We start from the raw sequence: 17,297 nt of genomic DNA on the forward strand, positions 1-17,297 counted from the left end.
ATCCCAGGTAGGCAGGCCTTACCCACGTACGATGGCGAGGGTAAGCCGGTCGGGCACCACCGAGTGCGCGCCGCCGCCAGAGGGAGGTCCGAAGCAGTGACCAGCCAGGTCAGCAGCCCGGCCGAACAGGCCGTACCAGCCGAGCAGCCGAGCGGGGCCGCGGCCCCGTCGCCCGTGGACTCCGGTCCGCCGTCGGCGAAGGAGGTGCGGCGGCTGGACAGGGTGATCATCCGGTTCGCGGGTGACTCCGGGGACGGCATGCAGCTGACGGGTGACCGTTTCACTTCGGAAACCGCCTCGTTCGGCAACGACCTGTCGACGCTGCCGAACTTCCCCGCCGAGATCCGCGCCCCCGCCGGCACCCTCCCGGGCGTCTCGTCCTTCCAGCTGCACTTCGCCGACCACGACATCCTCACCCCGGGCGACGCGCCCGACGTGCTGGTGGCGATGAACCCGGCCGCGCTGAAGGCGAACCTCGCGGACGTCCCCCGCGGCGGCGAGATCATCGTCAACACCGACGAGTTCGCCAAGCGGGCCATGGCCAAGGTCGGCTACGCCACCAGCCCGCTGGAGGACGGCACCCTGGACGCCTACAACGTCCACCCCGTGCCGCTGACCACGCTGACGATCGAGGCACTGAAGGACTTCGGGCTCTCCCGCAAGGAGTCCGAGCGCAGCAAGAACATGTTCGCGCTGGGCCTGCTGTCGTGGATGTACCACCGCCCGACGCAGAACACCGAGGACTTCCTGCGGAGGAAGTTCGCGAAGAAGCCGGAGATCGCCGAAGCGAACGTGGCGGCGTTCCGGGCAGGATGGAACTTCGGTGAGACGACGGAGGACTTCGCCGTCTCCTACGAGGTCGCCCCGGCGACGTCGGCGTTCCCGGCGGGCACGTACCGGAACATCTCGGGGAACCTGGCCCTGTCGTACGGGCTGATCGCCGCCGCCCGGCAGGCGGACCTGCCGCTCTACCTCGGTTCGTACCCGATCACGCCGGCCTCCGACATCCTGCACGAGCTGTCGAAGCACAAGAACTTCGGCGTGCGCACGTTCCAGGCCGAGGACGAGATCGCCGGCATCGGCGCGGCGCTGGGCGCGGCGTTCGGCGGTGCGCTGGCCGTCACCACGACCTCCGGCCCCGGCGTGGCGCTGAAGTCGGAGACCATCGGTCTCGCGGTGTCGCTGGAGCTGCCGCTGCTGATCGTCGACATCCAGCGCGGCGGCCCGTCCACCGGCCTGCCGACGAAGACCGAGCAGGCGGACCTGCTGCAGGCGATGTACGGGCGCAACGGCGAGGCGCCGGTGCCGATCGTGGCCCCGAAGACGCCCGCGGACTGCTTCGACGCGGCGCTGGACGCGGCGCGGATCGCGCTGACCTACCGCACGCCGGTGTTCCTGCTGTCCGACGGCTACCTGGCCAACGGCTCCGAGCCGTGGCGGGTCCCCGAGCCGGACGAACTGCCCGACCTGCGCACCCAGTTCGCCACCGGCCCGAACCACACCCTGGCCGACGGCACCGAGGTGTTCTGGCCCTACAAGCGCGACCCTCAGACCCTGGCCCGGCCGTGGGCCGTGCCGGGCACGCCGGGGCTGGAGCACCGCATCGGCGGCATCGAGAAGCAGGACGGCACGGGCAACATCTCCTACGACCCGGCCAACCACGACTTCATGGTCCGCACCCGCCAGGCCAAGACCGACGGCGTGACCGTGCCGGCCATGGAGGTCGACGACCCGTCGGGCAAGGCCCGCACCCTCGTCCTGGGCTGGGGGTCGACCTACGGGCCGATCACCGCCGCGGTCCGCCGCGTCCGCGCCGCGGGCGACGAGATCGCCCAGGCCCACCTGCGCCACCTCAACCCCTTCCCCGCCGACCTCGGCGAGGTGCTGGGGCGCTACGAGAAGGTCGTGGTGCCGGAGATGAACCTCGGCCAGCTCGCCACCCTCCTGCGGGCCCGCTATCTGGTCGACGTCCGCTCCCACACCCAGGTCAGCGGCATGCCCTTCAAGGCGGCCCAGCTCGCAGACGTGCTCAAGGAGGCCATCGATGACTGAGGCGCTGAAGCTGGTGCCCAAGGCCGAAGCCCAGCAGACGATGAAGGACTTCAAGTCCGACCAGGAAGTGCGCTGGTGCCCCGGCTGCGGCGACTACGCCATCCTGGCCGCCGTCCAGGGTTTCATGCCCGAACTCGGCCTGGCCAAGGAGAACATCGTCTTCGTCTCCGGCATCGGCTGCTCCTCCCGCTTCCCGTACTACATGAACACCTACGGGATGCACTCCATCCACGGCCGCGCCCCCGCCATCGCCACCGGCCTGGCCACCAGCCGGCGCGACCTGTCGGTGTGGGTCGTCACCGGTGACGGCGACGCCCTGTCCATCGGCGGCAACCACCTCATCCACGCCCTCCGCCGCAACGTGAACCTCAAGATCCTGCTGTTCAACAACCGGATCTACGGCCTCACCAAGGGTCAGTACTCGCCCACGTCCGAGACGGGCAAGATCACCAAGTCCACGCCCATGGGCTCCCTGGACGCGCCCTTCAACCCCGTCTCGCTCGCCATCGGCGCCGAAGCGTCCTTCGTGGCGCGGACGGTGGACTCCGACCGCAAGCACCTGACCGAGGTCCTGCGGCAGGCCGCCCAGCACCCCGGCACGGCCCTCGTGGAGATCTACCAGAACTGCAACATCTTCAACGACGGCGCCTTCGAGCCCCTCAAGGACCGCGACCAGGCCAAGGAGGCGGTCATCCGCCTCGAGCACGGGCAGCCCATCCGCTTCGGCGCGGAGAACGACAAGGGCGTCGTCCGCGACCGGGCCACGGGCGACCTGAAGGTCGTCGCCGTCACCCCCGAGAACGAGGGCGACATCCTCGTCCACGACGCGCACGCCGCGTCGCCGACCACCGCCTTCGCGCTCTCCCGCCTCGCCGACCCCGACACCCTGCACCAGACCCCCATCGGCGTCTTCCGCAGCGTCGACCGGCCCGTCTACGACACCCAGATGGCCGACCAGCTCGAAGCCGCCGTCGAGCAGAAGGGCAAGGGCGACCTCGGCGCCCTCCTCGCCGGCAACGACACCTGGACGGTGGCCGGCTAGCCGCGCCGCGCACACTTCACCGCACGCCGGACGGGCTGACGATTCAGCCCGTCCGGCGTTTTGCGCCCCCCGGGCCCGGGGCGTCTCACCCCCGGACGCCGGGGCAACCGCTCTCATATGGGTATGGCCGACCCCGAAGTCACGCCCCCGCCCGCCGTCCGCGACCGGCTCGCCTACCGCGTGAAGTGCCGGCTGCTCGGGCCGCCGCTCGTCACCGAGCAGCTCTCCCACGAGAAGCTCGGCAACCCCCTGGCGCTCGGGGTGCTGGCCTCCGACTGCATCTCCTCCACCGCGTACGGCAGCGAGGAGATGCTGCGCATCCTCGTGCCCGTCGTCGGGGCCGCCGCCTTCACCCTGCTCATGCCCGTCACCGGCGCGATCCTGCTCGTCCTGCTGCTCCTGACGCTCTCGTACCGCGATGTGGTGTCCGTGTACACGCGCGCGGGCGGCTCGTACGTCGTCGCCCGCGAGAACTTCGGGCCGCGCATCGCCCAGATCGCCGCCGTCGCGCTGCTCGTCGACTACATCGTCACCGTCGCCGTGCAGACCGCGGCCGGCACGGACGCGCTGATCTCCCTGGCCCACCTCACGGGCGAGGGCTACACCGGCATCGACCACCTCAAGCTCCCCATCACCACCGGGGTCGTGGTGCTGCTGATGTACGGGAATCTGCGCGGGATCCGCGAGGCGGGGCGGGCGTTCGCGGCGCCCGCGTACCTGTTCGTGCTCGCCGTCGCGCTGATGCTCGTCGTCGGCCTCGTCCGGGCCCTCGACGGCGGGCTGCCGCACGCCGACCTGCACGCCGCCGGGGTCGTACCGCTCGGCCACGCGCACAGCGGCTGGCTCTACGGCGCCTCGCTCTTCATGGTGCTGCGCGCCTTCGCCAACGGCGGCTCCTCGCTGACCGGCCTGGAGGCCATCTCCAACAGCGTCTCCGTCTTCCGCAGCCCCCAGGGCGTCAACGCGCGGCGGACCCTGACCGCCATGAGCTGCATCCTCGGCACCATGGTGCTGGGCGTCTCCGCCCTCGCCCACTTCACGCACGCCGTCCCGTACGCGGACGGCAACCCGACCGTCATCGCCCAGGAGGCCGACATCGTCTTCGGCGGCGGCTGGATGGGCACGGCCGGGCTCGTGTACGTCCAGCTCGCGACCGCGCTCATCCTCTACACCGGCGCGAACACGCCCTTCACCGGCTTCCCCTTCCTCGCCAGCTTCGTCGCCGAGGACCGCTTCCTGCCCCGCAAGCTGATGCGGCGCGGGCACCGGCTCGCCTTCTCCAGCGGCATCGTCTCGCTCACCGTCGTCGCGCTCGCCCTGCTCCTCGTCACGGGCGCGAACGTCGACAAGCTCGTCGCCCTCTACGCGATCGGCGTCTTCACCGGCTTCACGATGGCCGCCGCCGGGATGGCGGCCCACTACTGGCGGCGGCGCGAGAGCGCCTGGAAGACCGGGGTGAACCTGGCGGCCGCCGTGGTGTCGGCCCTTGTCGTCGTGATCTTCGCGATCACCAAGTTCACCGAGGGCGCGTGGCTGGTCGTCGTGGTCTTCCCGCTCGGGGTGTGGGCGCTCATCCGCATCAACCGCGAGTACCGGGAGGAGGCCGCGGCGCTGGAGGAGATGACGCCGTTCACCGACGACGAGCCGCGGTGGCGGCGGCATCTCGTGTACGTCATGGTCGACGTCCTCGACCTCGCCACGGTCAAGGCCCTGCGGTACGCGCACGAGCTGCGGCCGGACGAGGTGCGGGCCGTGCACTTCGTCATCGACGAGACGCGGGCGCGGCGGCTCGCGGCGCGGTGGGAGGAGCTGCCGGGCACGAACGTGCCGCTGGAGCTCGTGGAGTGCCCGGACCGGCGGCTGCGGCACGCGGTCGCCGGGCTCGCCTCGCGCGTCACGGCCGACGGGACGACGGCCCTGACGCTCCTCGTCCCCCGCCGCACGTACGCCCGCACGTACGCCGCGCTCCTCCACACGGACTCGGGCGACGAGCTCGCGAAGACCCTGCAGCGGCTGCCGAACGTGGCGGTGACGGTGGTGCCGTTCGATGTGAGGGCGGCGATGGAGAGGCTGCGGGCGCGTCAGCCATGACGTGCGGGCCGCACACGGTCCGGCACCGCCGGACCCGCCTCCGCCACCTCGGCTACCTTCACAAGGACGCCACCACCTTGGAGGGGACATGACCACACCACCCGCACCGCCCTCGCGCAGCGAGACCCGCAAGGGCCTGCTCTGCGCCTTCGCCGCCTACGGGCTGTGGGGCCTCTTCCCCCTCTACTGGCCGCTGCTCGACCCCGCCGGCCCCGCCGAGATCCTCGCCCACCGCATGGTGTGGTCCCTGGTCGCCGTGCTGGCCGTGCTCGCCGTGACCCGCCGCTGGGCGTGGATACGCCCGCTGCTCCGGCAGCCCAAGCGCCTCGGCCTGATCGTCCTGTGCGCCGCCACGATCTCGGTGAACTGGGGGGTCTACATCTGGGGCGTCAATTCCGGGCACGTCGTGGAGACGTCGCTGGGATATTTCATCAACCCCCTGGTGAGCATCGCGCTCGGCGTGGCCGTCCTGCGGGAGCGGCTGCGGCCCGTGCAGTGGACGGCGGTCGGCGTCGGCGCGGCCGCCGTGATCGTGCTGTCGCTGGCGTACGGGCGGCTGCCGTGGATCGCGCTGGTGCTCGCGGCGTCGTTCGGCACGTACAGCCTGGTCAAGAAGCAGGTGGGGCTGGACGGGCTGGAGTCGATGGCGGCGGAGACGGCCGTGCAGTTCCTCCCCGCCGCGGGGTTCCTGGTGTTCCTGGGGACGACGGGGCGCAGCACGTTCCTGTCCGCGGGCGCGGGGCACACGGCGCTGCTGATGTGCTCGGGGGCGATCACCGCGCTGCCGCTCATCCTCTTCGGCGCGGCCGCGGTGCGGCTGCCGCTGTCGGTGGTGGGCATGGTGCAGTACCTGGCGCCGACGTTCCAGTTCGTGCTGGGTCTGCTGGTGTTCCGCGAGGGGATGCCGCCGGAGCGCTGGGCCGGCTTCGCGCTGGTGTGGCTCGCCCTGGCGCTGCTGACGTGGGACGCCCTGCGGACGGCACGGCGCGGGCGGGTGGCGCTGCGGGAGGCGGAGGCCCGGGCCCGTACGTCCGGTGCCACGGCCGGGGGCACGACCACGGGCAAGAGTCTTAACACAGAAGTCACATCAGCCTCAGAGACACCAGAAGTCACAGCTCAGGGGCAGTAACCAGCCGCCCGATATCCGGAAACCGGCGTCCCGTGTCCGGAATCCGCCCTTGACGCTCTTTCAGGCCGCCCCCAACATCATGGCCACGTCAAAAGGAGTTGGGAGCCCCCCATGCCTGAACTCAACGGACCAACCCTGCCCACCCACCCACCGAGATCCCCGGGCCGCGCCCGGCCGGCCGGCCTGCTGGCCACCGGCGCCGCGCTCGCGGCCACCCTGCTCGGCGTCGCCGCCGGCCCGGCCCTGGCGGTCCCCACCACCGCCACGGCCAGGCCCGTCGCCGCCGCCGGACCCGACATCCCCGTCGCCAACGTCAAGGCCCACCTCGCCCAGCTGCAGTCGATAGCCACCGCCAACGGCGGCAACCGCGCGCACGGCCGCAGCGGCTACAAGGCCTCGATCGACTACGTGAAGGGCAAGCTCGACGCCGCCGGGTTCACCACCACCGTGCAGCAGTTCACCACCGGCGGCGCCACCGGCTACAACCTCGTCGCCGACTGGCCCGGCGGCGACGCGGACCACGTCGTCTTCGCCGGGGCCCACCTGGACTCCGTCTCCGCCGGGCCGGGCATCAACGACAACGGCTCCGGCTCGGCCGGCGTCCTCGAAACCGCGCTCACCGTCGCCCGCGAGGGCTACAAGCCCGCCAAGCACCTGCGGTTCGGCTGGTGGGGCGCGGAAGAGCTCGGCATGCGCGGGTCGAACTACTACGTGAACCAGCTGCCCGCCGGCGAGCGCAGCAAGATCGACGCGTATCTGAACTTCGACATGACCGGCTCGCCGAACCCCGGCTACTTCGTCTACGGCTACGACCAGAACCTCAAGGCCCTCTTCGAGAACTGGTTCGCCGCGAAGAACATCGCCACCGAGATCGACACCGAGGGCGACGGCCGCTCCGACCACGCGCCCTTCCAGAACGCCGGCATCCCCGTCGGCGGCCTCTTCAGCGGCGCCGACTACCGCAAGACCGCGGCCCAGGCCCAGAAGTGGGGCGGCACCGCGGGCCAGCCGTTCGACCGCTGCTACCACTCCTCGTGCGACACGTCGGCGAACATCGACGACAAGGCGCTCGACACCAACACCGACGCCATCGCGAGCGCGGTGTGGACACTGAGCGGCGGCACGACCAACCCGCCGCAGGGGAAGGTCTTCGAGAGCAAGAGCCGGCTGCCGATCCCCGACGCGGGGGCGGCCGTCGAGTCGCCCGTGACGGTCTCCGGGCTGACGGGCAACGCCCCGTCCGCCCTCAAGGCCTCCGTCGACATCAAGCACACCTACCGCGGTGACCTGGTCGTCGACCTCGTCGGGCCGAGCGCCCGCGCCTACCGCCTGAAGGACTCCAGCGGCAGCGACGCCGCGGACGACGTCGTCGCCACGTACACCGTGGACGCCTCCGCGGAGACCGCGAACGGGACGTGGAAGCTCCGCGTCCAGGACATCGCCGCGCAGGACACGGGTCAGATCAACAGCTGGAAGCTCACGTTCTAGACCTCACGTTCTAGACCTCACGTTTTCGAGCACGTTCCGGACCACTGAGGGCACAACCCCGCAGCGGGCCCGGGAGGCCGTGACCGGCCTCCCGGGCCCGCACCCTTTTCCCGTACGCCGGCCCCTCAGGCCGTAACGTCCTTCGCCGTGAACCGCGCCCACGCCGCCGAGCCGAACACCGCCGCGTACAGCGCCTGCAGGCCCAGGTTGTCCAGCAGCTGGTCCCAGTAGACCGGGGCGCGCAGCAGGTCGGCGAAGCTCAGCCAGTAGTGCGGGAAGAGATACGGCTGGACCGCGTGCAGCTGCGGGAACTGGTCGACGATCTGCGCCGTGATCAGCAGCCCCACCGTGGTGGCCATCGCCGCGATCCCGCTGTTGGTGAGCGTGGAGACGAACAGCCCGAGCGCCGCGATGCCCACCAGCGACAGCGCCACCGCCCCCGCGACCGCCAGCGCCCGCAGCAGCCCCTCCCCGAAGGAGACCGTCACCCCGCTGATCAGGGTCACGTCGCCGAGCGGGAAGAGGAGCGCGCCGACGGCGAGCGCGGAGGCCGCGACCGTCAGGGTCGCCGCGCAGCAGAACGCGAGCGTCGCCGTGAACTTGGCGAGCAGCAGCCGGGTGCGGCCCGCGGGGGCGACGAGGAGGTAGCGCAGCGTGCCGGAGCTCGCCTCGCCCGCCACCGAGTCACCCGCGACCACGCCGACGGCCATCGGGAGGAAGAAGGGCAGGGTCGCGGCGAGGGAGGTGAAGACCAGGAAGAGGCCGTTGTTGGTGACCTGGCTGATAAACGCCGGCCCCGCTCCCCCGCGCCCGGCCGTGCCGCCGTCGCCCGTCTCCATCTTCACGGCGATCCCGACGAGGACGGGAACGGCCGCCAGGACGCCCAGCAGCGCGATCGTGCGCCACCGGCGGAAGACCGTGCCGACTTCGCTGCGGAAGAGCGAGAGGGCCCACAGCGGGCTCGGAGCGGACCGCGCAGCGGCTGCCGTGGTGACCTCAGCCTGCGACATCGAATCCCTCTCCGGTGAGTGCGACGAAGGCGTCCTCCAGGGAGGCGCGGGCGGTGCCGAAGGAGCGGACGCGGACCCCGGCCCGCACGAGGGCGGCGTTGAGGTCGGCGAGCTCGCGGACCGCGGCGGGCAGTTCGCCGCTGACGCGGTCGTCCTCGACGGTGAGGTCGTTCACGCCGTGCTCCTTGAGCACGCGGACGGCCTCCGCCGTGTCGGGGGTGGTGACGGCCAGCCTGCCGCGGGCGGAGGAGGCCAGCCCGGCCACCGTGCCCTGGGTCAGGAGGCGGCCCTGGGCCATCACGGCGGCGTGCGTGCAGACCTGCTCGATCTCGTCGAGCAGGTGCGAGGAGAGGAAGACCGTGGTGCCCTCGGAGGCGAGGCCGCGCACCAGGGCACGGATCTCCCGCATGCCCTGCGGGTCGAGGCCGTTGGTGGGCTCGTCGAGGACGAGCAGCTCGCGGGGCTGCAGGAGGGCCGCGGCCAGGCCCAGGCGCTGCTTCATGCCGAGGGAGTACGCGCGGGCCTTCTTGCCCGCCGCGGCGACCAGCCCCACCCGGTCCAGGGCGGCGTCCACCCGGGCCCGCCGGGTGCGCGGGTCGGCCGCCGGGTCGGCCGCGTCGAACCGCAGGAGGTTGTCGCGGCCGGTGAGGAAGCCGTAGAGGGCGGGCCCCTCGATCAGGGCGCCCACCCGGGGCAGCACGCGCCGCCCGGCCCGCGGCATCTCCTCGCCGAGGACGCGGACGGTGCCGGAGGTCGGCTCGATCAGCCCCATGAGCATGCGGATCGTCGTGGTCTTGCCGGAGCCGTTGGGGCCGAGGAAGCCGAAGACGCTGCCGCGCGGCACGACGAGGTCGAGCCGGTCGACGGCGAGCTGCCCGCCCCGGTAGCGCTTGGTGAGCGCGTGGGTGACTATCGCCGGTTCCCCGGCGGCGGACAGCTCCTCCATCGGGCCTCCCCTTGCGGTGTGCTTTCCCTTGCCGTGTGCTTCGCGTGCTACTTCGACGCGGCCTTGATCAGCGCGTCCTTGGTGACGGCGCCCGCGTACACCTTGCCGTCGTCCGTGACCAGGACGTTGACCAGGCGGGTGCTGAAGACGTGGCCCGAGCCGAAGGAGCCCGAGACCTTGCTGCCGAGGCTGTCGAGCAGGGCACCGGCCGGGCCGGCGTCCTTGGCGCCCTTCGCGCCCGCGCCCGAACCCACGCCGCCGGGCGCCTTGAGCTCGGCGATCGACGTCCAGCCCTTGCCCAGCACGTTCATGCCGGAGAGGTCGGGCGCGCCCGCGTCCTTGCCCGGGCCGGCCTTGTGCTCCTTGCCGGCCTTGCCGTCCGCCTTGTCCTCGATGACCTTCGCGCCCTTCGGCGGCTTGAAGTCGAAGGTGTCCGCGGCCGGCTTCCCGAAGCCGACCTTGGTGAACGCCGCGTCCACGACGGCCTTGCCGCCGTTCTTCGGGCTGAGCGTGAACTTCAGCGGCACGCCGTTCTTCGCGTCCACCGCGATGCGCACCGCGCCGACCGTCGTCTCGGCCGCCTTGGGCTTCAGGACCAGCTGGTAGGCGTCGCGGCCGGCGACCTTGACCGTGCCGTCGACCGTCACCGACGTGGAGTCGTCGACCGCGGCGAGCGTCTTCTTGGCGAGCTCCTGCGGCGAGGCACCGCGCAGCTCCTGCGGGGCCTCCTTGCCGCCGTGCATGCCCTTGGGGGCCGTGGAGCGATGGACGGTGTTGCTCTTGCTGTCGTACGCCCAGACCTGGTCGCCGTTGCGGATCACGCTGTACTCCGCGGCGCGCTCCACGATCGACAGCCGCTGCTTGTCCGGGCCGTCGGCGGCCACGCGCAGCGTGTGCGTACCGGAGGCGAGCTCGGTGAGCTTGGCCTGCGGGGAGGTGTCCGCCCCCGCCTCCTTGCCGGCGGAGCCGTGGCCCGCCTTGCCGCCGGCCGGGGCGTCGCCCAGGGAGAGCCCGGACGGCAGCGAGGGCAGGCCCAGGTCGGTGGTGACCTTGACGGTGCCGGACAGCTGCTGCGTGTCCGACTCCGCCATCTTGGCTATCAGGTCCTGCGCGCTGATCTTCGGAAGATCCGGGTCACCGCTGCTCGCGAGCGCGGTGCCGATGCCGATCGACGCCGCGGCGACGCCGGCCACCGCGACCGGGACGGCGTAGCGGACGGCCTTGCGGCGGCCGTGCGCCCGCCGGGTGCCTTCCCCGGCGTCGGGCGCCCCGTCGGTGCCGTGGGTCGGTTCGATGCGTGCCATGTCCTCTACCTCCGTCGTCGGCGGCGGTCTCGACCTGTCGTGCACTCGCCACCCCCCACGGCTCATTGTGAGCCCGGCCGCTCTGTGGTGGAGCGGGGAATCCGGAGGAATTCCCCTGCCTCGAGACACTTCGATTCCACCAGACCCCGTCTGTCAGGTCATCAGACGACGGGATCAAGTCCGCGTACCTCTTGGGTAGGACATCCCCTACGGGGACACCAACTTTTGGGTGGAGCGGCCCGGCTTTTGGATGGAGCGGCCCCGACTGCCGGCGGGGCCGGCCCGGCTTCCGGCCGAAGTACCACGCCGACCGGCCCTGATCCCCGCGGCGAAGCCACGGAAAAGATGCCCGCCGCCACGGCGCCCGGCCCCCACGGCGAGGGCCCGGCGGAATACAAGGCGGCCGGAACCACCACGCACGGCACAAGCCCGGCGCTAGCCCGCCCGGTGGACCACCGCGTCGCAGAGGTTCTCCAGGGCGGCCTTCGCGTAGCAGTCCGGCAGCGGGGCCAGCGTGGCCCGCGCCTCCTCCGCGTACCGCACGGTGTCGCGTCGGGCCTGCTCCAGCGCGGGGTGGGCGCGCAGCCGGCGCAGCACCTCGGCGTGGAGGGCGTCGTCGGTGAGGTCGCCGTCGAGCATCTCGCACAGTTCGAGGTCGGCGGCCGAGCCGGTCGCGGCGGCCTGGGCGCGCAGGTGCAGGACCGGCAGGGTGGCGATGCCCTCGCGCAGGTCGGTGCCGGGCGTCTTGCCGGACTCGTGGGAGTCGCTGGCGATGTCGAGGACGTCGTCGGCGAGCTGGAAGGCGATGCCGAGGCGCTCCCCGTAGTGGGTGAGGATGTCGACCGTGCGCTCGTCGGCGCCGGACATCATCGCGCCGTACCGCCCGGAGACGGCGACCAGCGAGCCGGTCTTGCCGGCGAGGACGTCCAGGTAGTGCTCGATGGGGTCGCGGCCGTCGCGGGGGCCCGCGGTCTCCAGGATCTGGCCGGTGACCAGCCGCTCGAAGGCCTCGGCCTGGATGCGGACGGCCTCGGGGCCGAGGTCGGCCAGTATGTGCGAGGCGCGGGCGAAGAGGAAGTCGCCGGTGAGGACCGCCACGGAGTTGCCCCAGCGGGCGTTGGCGCTGTCGACGCCGCGCCGCTTCTCGGCCTCGTCCATGACGTCGTCGTGGTACAGCGTGGCCAGGTGCGTGAGCTCGACGACGACGGCGGACGGCACGACGCCGGGGGTGTAGGGGTCACCGAACTGGGCGGCGAGCATCACCAGGAGTGGCCGGAAACGCTTCCCCCCGGCGCGCACGAGGTGCTGCGCGGCCTCGGTGATGAAGGGCACGTCGCTCTTGGTGGCCTCCAGGAGGCCCTCCTCGACAGCGGCCAGTCCCGCCTGGACATCGGCTTCAAGAGCCTGGTCCCGCACGCTCAGCCCGAAAGGCCCGACGACGGTCACGAGGGGTACTCCTGTCTGCCTGCGAACACGAGGTTTGTCGATGTGTCGCTGTCTCCACCGAAAGTCAGCGTATCCGGTCGGCTGTGGATCACCGTGGCCACCCGTCCGGGTTGCGCTGCCGAGGACCCTGCCCGGGCCCCCGTCCCGGCCGGTGTGCGGGGCCCTCGCGGCCCGTTGCGCCGACCTTATGCGCGAGCCGGCGTACGACGCGGGTGCGACCAGACGTGTGCCCCGCGGGGGCCTTGGTCACCCCACGGGGGGCCCTGACGGGCAGGCTCGGGGCCGTGGAATTCGGCCATCCGCGGGCGGCCGGGGCCGGGCGGGACGGTTCCGGCACCGCCGACCACGTCCGTGGGGGGTCAATCGCCGTTGCGGCGGGGATCGCTCACCCTGCGGCAAGCAGCCGGAACGGATGCCCGCCGCAGCGGCGCGCAGGGCCGGCCCCACGCCTTGCCCCGGGCAACAAAAGCCCGCCGCCACGGCGCGCAACCACCCACAAGGCACCCGGCGGTGCCGAACCCGGGCTCAGACGGGTCCGGCACCACCGGGCATGCCCAGACCCCACGCCTTGCCCCAGGCAACAAAAGCCCGCCGCCACGGCGCGCAACCACCCACAAGGCACCCGGCGGTGCCGAACCCGGGCTCAGACGGGTCCGGCACCACCGGGCATGCCCAGCCGCGACCGCCCGCGCCAGCCGCGGCGAGGCGTACTCCGTGCCGCAGACGAACCGCATGACCGGGCCGTAGCTGGCCGCGGCCGGCAGGCCCGTGAAGAACAGCCCCGGTACCGAGGCGCGGTAGCCGGGGCCGAGCCGGGGACCGCCCGCGCCGACGGCGAGCCGGGTGCGCAGGCCGTGGCCGAGGAAGTCCATGGCCGCGAGGTCGACGCGGTAGCCGGTCGCCGCGATGACGTGGTCGGCGGCGAGCTCGCCCGCGCTCGCGCCGTCCGGGCCGATGAGGTCGAGGACGGGGCGGCCCTGTTCGACCCGGGCCGAGCCGATCCGCGTGCCCTCCGAGACGTGCACCCGGCCGATGAAGCGGTCCCGCAGCCACCAGGCGCCGAGGGGCCCGAGCACGCGCCCCACCAGGAACCGGCGGGCCGGCGCCGGAAGATGGCGGAATCCGTCGGCGTGGTACGAGAACGCGTAGAGCGACCAGGCCCGGCCGAACGGCGTGTCCGGCTTCAGCCGCGACTGCCCGTCCGGCGCCGCACCAAAACGGACCGCACCCTTCCGGCGGGCGACCACCCGTACCGACGCGGCCCCCGCATCGGCCAGCAGCACGGCCGTCTCCAGCGCCGACTGCCCGGCGCCGACGACGACGACCTCGCGCCCCGCGAACGGCGCCAGGTCCCGGTGCTGCGAGCTGTGCGAGACGGGGCCCACGGCGGACGGGCCGTCCGGGACGGCCGCGGCCAGCTCGGGCGGGAGCTGGGCCAGCCCGCTGAGACCGCTGGCGATCACCACCGCCCGGGCGGTGAACTGCTCGCCGGAGTCGAGCTTCAGCTCGAAGTCCGCGGCCCGCCGGTCCACGGACACCACGCGCACCTGCTCCAGCTCCGGCACCAGGCGCTCCTGGAACCACAGGCCGTAGCGCGAGAAGGTCTCGACCGGGATGGTGTCCCAGTCAGATTCGAAGCGCCGCTCGCCGGTCTCCCGGCAGAAGTCGAGCAAGGTGTGCCCGGGTTGCGGGGCGTCGATGCTGGAGGCCGAGGGGGTGGATTTGAGAATCATCCCGGCGGGCATGTTCTCTCGCCAGCTCACCATCGGCGAGCCGAAGACGCGGGTCCCTATCCCGCGGGCCCGCAGATGGGCGGCGGTCGACAGGCCGTACGGGCCGGCCCCGATGACTGCTACGGGAAGTGTCACGAGTCCCCTCCCAGGGCGTTCCTCACTGCTGACTGCTCGTGCTCGTTCGCTCGTTCACTCGTTGCTCGTTGCGCGCTGCTCACTGGTCGGCAAGGGCCCTCGCCCGGATCCCCGGACTGCTGGGTCCGCCCGGCTCACCCGACGTGCCCGGCCCGCTCCGCGACGGACGCGGCGGCCCGCCTGGAGCGCCACATCTGCCACAGATGCCGCACGCCCGGCCGCACGAACCGGGCGAGCATGGTGAAGAACGGCTTCATGTCGTCCCGCGCGACCCAGGCCAGCTCCGTGCTGCTGGGGCGCGCGGGCGCGTGCGGGGTGGTGTAGCCGCTGCGGCGGTACGCGGCGAGCGCGGGCAGGTCGATGTTCTCCACGACGAACCGCCGCCCCGCCGGCTGCTCGCCCTCCGGGACCCTGCGCCCGGTCAGGTCGAGGTGCTGCGCCCGGACGACGTCCACGCCCGTCTCGCTCTCGAAGAGCCGGAACTGCGCGCCCATCCGGGGGTTGAAGTCCAGCAGCTTGTACCGCCCGTCGCGGCGGTCGAAACGCCAGTCCAGGTCGACGATGCCGCTGAAGCCGATCTGCTTGATGAACTGGGCCGTCATGTCCGCCAGTTCGGGATTGTCCACGACGTAGGCGTTGGCGGTCATGCCGGCGTGCGGCGGCCAGGAGCGCACCTTCACGCCCGTGAACATCGCCAGCGGCGTGCTCTCGGCGTCGAAGTACGCGTGGACGATCCAGTCCTCCGCCTGCTCGCGGGGCAGGTACTCCTGGAGGATCACGCCGGGCGCCGGACCCCAGCCCTGCGCCAGCCGCAGCAGCTCGCGCGGCCCGTGGATCCGGGTGGTGCCGTGCACGGCGGGCTTGCGGCGGCGCTCGAAGGCCTCCCGGTTCTTGGCGACGAGGGGGAACCGGGCGCGCTCCGCGAACTCCTCGATCTCCTCGTACGACGCCGGGAACAGGGCCTCCGGCGACGGCACGCCGTGCTCCACGCAAAGCTCGTGCAGCCCCTGCTTGCTCGCCAGCCGTCGCGGCAACTCCCGCTCCACCCGCGGGAAGAGGAAGCTGCCGGACAACTCCGCGGAGTGCTCGGCGACGAGCACCGCGGCCTCTTCGTCGGTGGGGATCAGGACGGCCGGCCGGCCGATCTCGCGGCCGATCCGCAGCAGGCCATCGACCAGCTCGGCGGGCTGCTCGGTGCCCGTCGTCCGCCAGACGAATCCGCCGCGGAGATAGCGGGAGACGGCGGCCGGCGTCCAGCGGTCCTCCGTGATCGCGTACATGGGCACGCCGAGTCTGCCGAGGCTGCGGATCGCGCCCACCCCGCCGTGGTGCAGGGGATAGTCACCGATCTTCACGATCAGCCCTGGAACGGACCGGTCCGCCGCGATGGGCGTGCTCCTGCTCGCCACCAGCATCCCCCTCGGCCCCTCAGCCGCAGCGGCCCCCCACTGTGCTTGGCCCGATTAAGGACGCTACTTCGGAATCGCCGCTTCCAGCAAGGAATTACCGGATATTGCGCGCTCTTTAGTCGAAGGTCGGGCGGTGGTTCGGACAGCGGTTCGGAGGCCGGTCCGCGTGGGCTGCGGGCAGCCGTTCGGGGCGCCTCGCGGGGACGTCCCCGGCCCCCCGCGCAGGGACCCTCCGGACACCCCTTGTCTGGCGGCCATCAGCACGTAATGTGGGCCGCGGGCCCCACCCGGGCCCACCGGCTTCCCGGAGCGTCCAGGAGAGAGCGAGGCAGCGTTCCATGCCCCAGCACAGCCCCCGCGAGCTGCCCGAAGGCGACCCCTTCGGCGCGGACACCCTCCCGTACGGCGTCTTCACCACCGCCGACGCCCCGGACCGGCCCCGCATCGGCGTCCGCTACGGCGAATCCGTCCTCGACGCGGGGGCCGCGGCGGCCGCGCACGGCTCCGCGCACGCCGCCCTGCTGGAGGCCCCGACGCTGAACCCCCTGCTGGCCGCCGGCCGGCCCGTCTGGCGTGCCGTACGCGCCGAGGTCCGCTCCTGGCTGGCCGACGGGCCCTTCCACCCGCTCTCCGAGGTGACGCTGCACCTGCCGTTCGAGGTCGCCGACTACGTCGACTTCTACTCCAGCGAGCACCACGCCACCAACGTCGGCCGCATCTTCCGGCCGAACGACGAGCCGCTCACGCCGAACTGGAAGCACCTGCCGATCGGTTACCACGGCCGCGCCGGCACCGTCGTCGTCAGCGGCACCGACGTCGTGCGCCCCCAGGGCCAGCGCAAGGCCCCCGCCGACGCCCGTCCCTCCTTCGGACCCTCGCGCCGCCTCGACATCGAGGCCGAGGTCGGCTTCGTCGTCGGCACCCCCGCCGACGCGCCCGTGGGCCTCGCGGACTTCCGCGAGCACGTCTTCGGCGTCTGCCTCGTCAACGACTGGTCCGCGCGCGACCTGCAGGCGTGGGAGTACGTGCCCCTCGGCCCGTTCCTCGGCAAGTCCTTCGCCACCTCTGCCTCGGCCTGGATCACCCCGCTCGACGCCTTCGACGAGGCCCGCACGGCGCCGCCGGAGCGCACCCACCCGCTCCTGCCCTACCTCGACGACTCCGCGGCCGAGCCGGGCGGCCTCGACCTGCGCATCGAGGTGAAGATCAACGGCGAGACGGTCTCCCGGCCGCCGTTCTCCGCCATGTACTGGACAGCGGCGCAGCAGCTGGCGCACATGACGGTCAACGGCGCCACCCTGCGCACCGGCGACTTCTACGCCTCCGGCACGGTCAGTGGCCCCGAGCCGGACCAGCTGGGCTGCCTCCTCGAACTGACCGCGGGCAAGGGCCCGTGGCTGGAGGACGGCGACGAGGTCACGATCACGGCCTGGGCGCCCGGCCCCGGCGGGGCGCGGATCGGCCTCGGCGAGGTCACCGGCCGCGTCCTCCCGGCCCGCGACGCGTGATGCC

At 72.4% G+C, this 17,297-nt stretch carries 11 protein-coding genes and 1 pseudogene; 6 read left to right on the plus strand and 6 right to left on the minus strand.

Annotated features, from left to right (window positions below):
* Positions 1–96: 96 nt before the first annotated feature.
* The 5 genes from IF61_RS0123310 (at position 97) to IF61_RS0123330 (ending at position 7,802) form a co-directional block, all read left to right on the plus strand.
* Positions 97–2,052, plus strand: coding sequence for a 2-oxoacid:acceptor oxidoreductase subunit alpha (locus IF61_RS0123310; protein WP_030368457.1), 1,956 nt, complete (start codon positions 97–99; stop codon positions 2,050–2,052).
* The gene (locus tag IF61_RS0123315) at positions 2,045–3,094 is read left to right on the plus strand and encodes a 2-oxoacid:ferredoxin oxidoreductase subunit beta (RefSeq protein ID WP_030368458.1); all 1,050 of its coding nucleotides are present in this window, start codon (positions 2,045–2,047) and stop codon (positions 3,092–3,094) included. The genes IF61_RS0123310 and IF61_RS0123315 overlap by 8 nt, the downstream gene beginning before the upstream one ends.
* A 123-nt stretch (positions 3,095–3,217) precedes the next feature.
* The gene (locus tag IF61_RS0123320; RefSeq protein WP_030368459.1) at positions 3,218–5,185 is read left to right on the plus strand and encodes an APC family permease; all 1,968 of its coding nucleotides are present in this window, start codon (positions 3,218–3,220) and stop codon (positions 5,183–5,185) included.
* 88 nt (positions 5,186–5,273) lie between these two features.
* Positions 5,274–6,314: an EamA family transporter RarD gene (gene rarD, locus IF61_RS0123325; RefSeq protein WP_078660426.1), complete on the plus strand. Its 1,041-nt coding sequence runs from the start codon at positions 5,274–5,276 to the stop codon at positions 6,312–6,314.
* A 111-nt stretch (positions 6,315–6,425) separates the two neighbouring features.
* Positions 6,426–7,802, plus strand: coding sequence for a M28 family metallopeptidase (locus IF61_RS0123330; RefSeq protein ID WP_052392945.1), 1,377 nt, complete (start codon positions 6,426–6,428; stop codon positions 7,800–7,802).
* A gap of 125 nt (positions 7,803–7,927) precedes the next feature.
* Here IF61_RS0123330 and IF61_RS0123335 read toward each other — a convergent pair whose 3' ends face one another.
* From IF61_RS0123335 to IF61_RS0123360, 6 genes and pseudogenes are all read right to left on the minus strand, one after another.
* On the minus strand, positions 7,928–8,812 hold the full coding sequence (locus IF61_RS0123335; RefSeq protein WP_030368462.1) for an ABC transporter permease: 885 nt from the start codon (positions 8,810–8,812) through the stop codon (positions 7,928–7,930).
* Positions 8,799–9,758, minus strand: a complete 960-nt coding sequence (locus IF61_RS0123340; RefSeq protein ID WP_030368463.1) for an ABC transporter ATP-binding protein — start codon at positions 9,756–9,758, stop codon at positions 8,799–8,801. The genes IF61_RS0123335 and IF61_RS0123340 overlap by 14 nt, the downstream gene beginning before the upstream one ends.
* A 47-nt stretch (positions 9,759–9,805) precedes the next feature.
* Positions 9,806–11,062, minus strand: a complete 1,257-nt coding sequence (locus tag IF61_RS0123345) for a LolA family protein (protein ID WP_030368464.1) — start codon at positions 11,060–11,062, stop codon at positions 9,806–9,808.
* Positions 11,063–11,497: 435 nt separating this feature from the next.
* Positions 11,498–12,508, minus strand: a complete 1,011-nt coding sequence (locus tag IF61_RS0123350; protein ID WP_030368465.1) for a polyprenyl synthetase family protein — start codon at positions 12,506–12,508, stop codon at positions 11,498–11,500.
* A 668-nt stretch (positions 12,509–13,176) separates the two neighbouring features.
* Positions 13,177–14,376 (minus strand): annotated as a pseudogene (locus IF61_RS0123355) (FAD-dependent oxidoreductase); the annotation flags it as partial.
* Between the two features lie 134 nt (positions 14,377–14,510).
* Positions 14,511–15,791 (minus strand): carboxylate--amine ligase, encoded by a 1,281-nt coding sequence (locus IF61_RS0123360; protein WP_030368467.1) that lies wholly within the window; start codon positions 15,789–15,791, stop codon positions 14,511–14,513.
* A 332-nt stretch (positions 15,792–16,123) separates the two neighbouring features.
* On the opposite strand from IF61_RS0123360, the gene fahA reads away from it, so the two are divergent.
* A complete protein-coding gene (gene fahA / locus IF61_RS0123365) occupies positions 16,124–17,293 on the plus strand; it encodes a fumarylacetoacetase (RefSeq protein WP_030368468.1) in 1,170 nt (389 codons plus the stop codon).
* The last annotated feature ends 4 nt before the right edge of the window (positions 17,294–17,297 follow it).

This window comes from Streptomyces roseoverticillatus, assembly GCF_000719265.1.
Classification (GTDB): Bacteria; Actinomycetota; Actinomycetes; order Streptomycetales; family Streptomycetaceae; genus Streptomyces; species Streptomyces roseoverticillatus.

Bases quoted from the DNA above. Each gene is read 5' to 3' on its own strand.
- rarD (WP_078660426.1), top strand. From the start codon at position 5,274: ATGACCACACCACCCGCACCGCCCTCGCGCAGCGAGACCCGCAAGGGC.
- IF61_RS0123340 (WP_030368463.1), bottom strand. From the start codon at position 9,758: ATGGAGGAGCTGTCCGCCGCCGGGGAACCGGCGATAGTCACCCACGCG.
- IF61_RS0123315 (WP_030368458.1), top strand. From the start codon at position 2,045: ATGACTGAGGCGCTGAAGCTGGTGCCCAAGGCCGAAGCCCAGCAGACG.
- fahA (WP_030368468.1), top strand. From the start codon at position 16,124: ATGCCCCAGCACAGCCCCCGCGAGCTGCCCGAAGGCGACCCCTTCGGC.
- IF61_RS0123360 (WP_030368467.1), bottom strand. From the start codon at position 15,791: ATGCTGGTGGCGAGCAGGAGCACGCCCATCGCGGCGGACCGGTCCGTT.
- IF61_RS0123335 (WP_030368462.1), bottom strand. From the start codon at position 8,812: ATGTCGCAGGCTGAGGTCACCACGGCAGCCGCTGCGCGGTCCGCTCCG.
- IF61_RS0123320 (WP_030368459.1), top strand. From the start codon at position 3,218: ATGGCCGACCCCGAAGTCACGCCCCCGCCCGCCGTCCGCGACCGGCTC.
- IF61_RS0123345 (WP_030368464.1), bottom strand. From the start codon at position 11,062: ATGGCACGCATCGAACCGACCCACGGCACCGACGGGGCGCCCGACGCC.
- IF61_RS0123330 (WP_052392945.1), top strand. From the start codon at position 6,426: ATGCCTGAACTCAACGGACCAACCCTGCCCACCCACCCACCGAGATCC.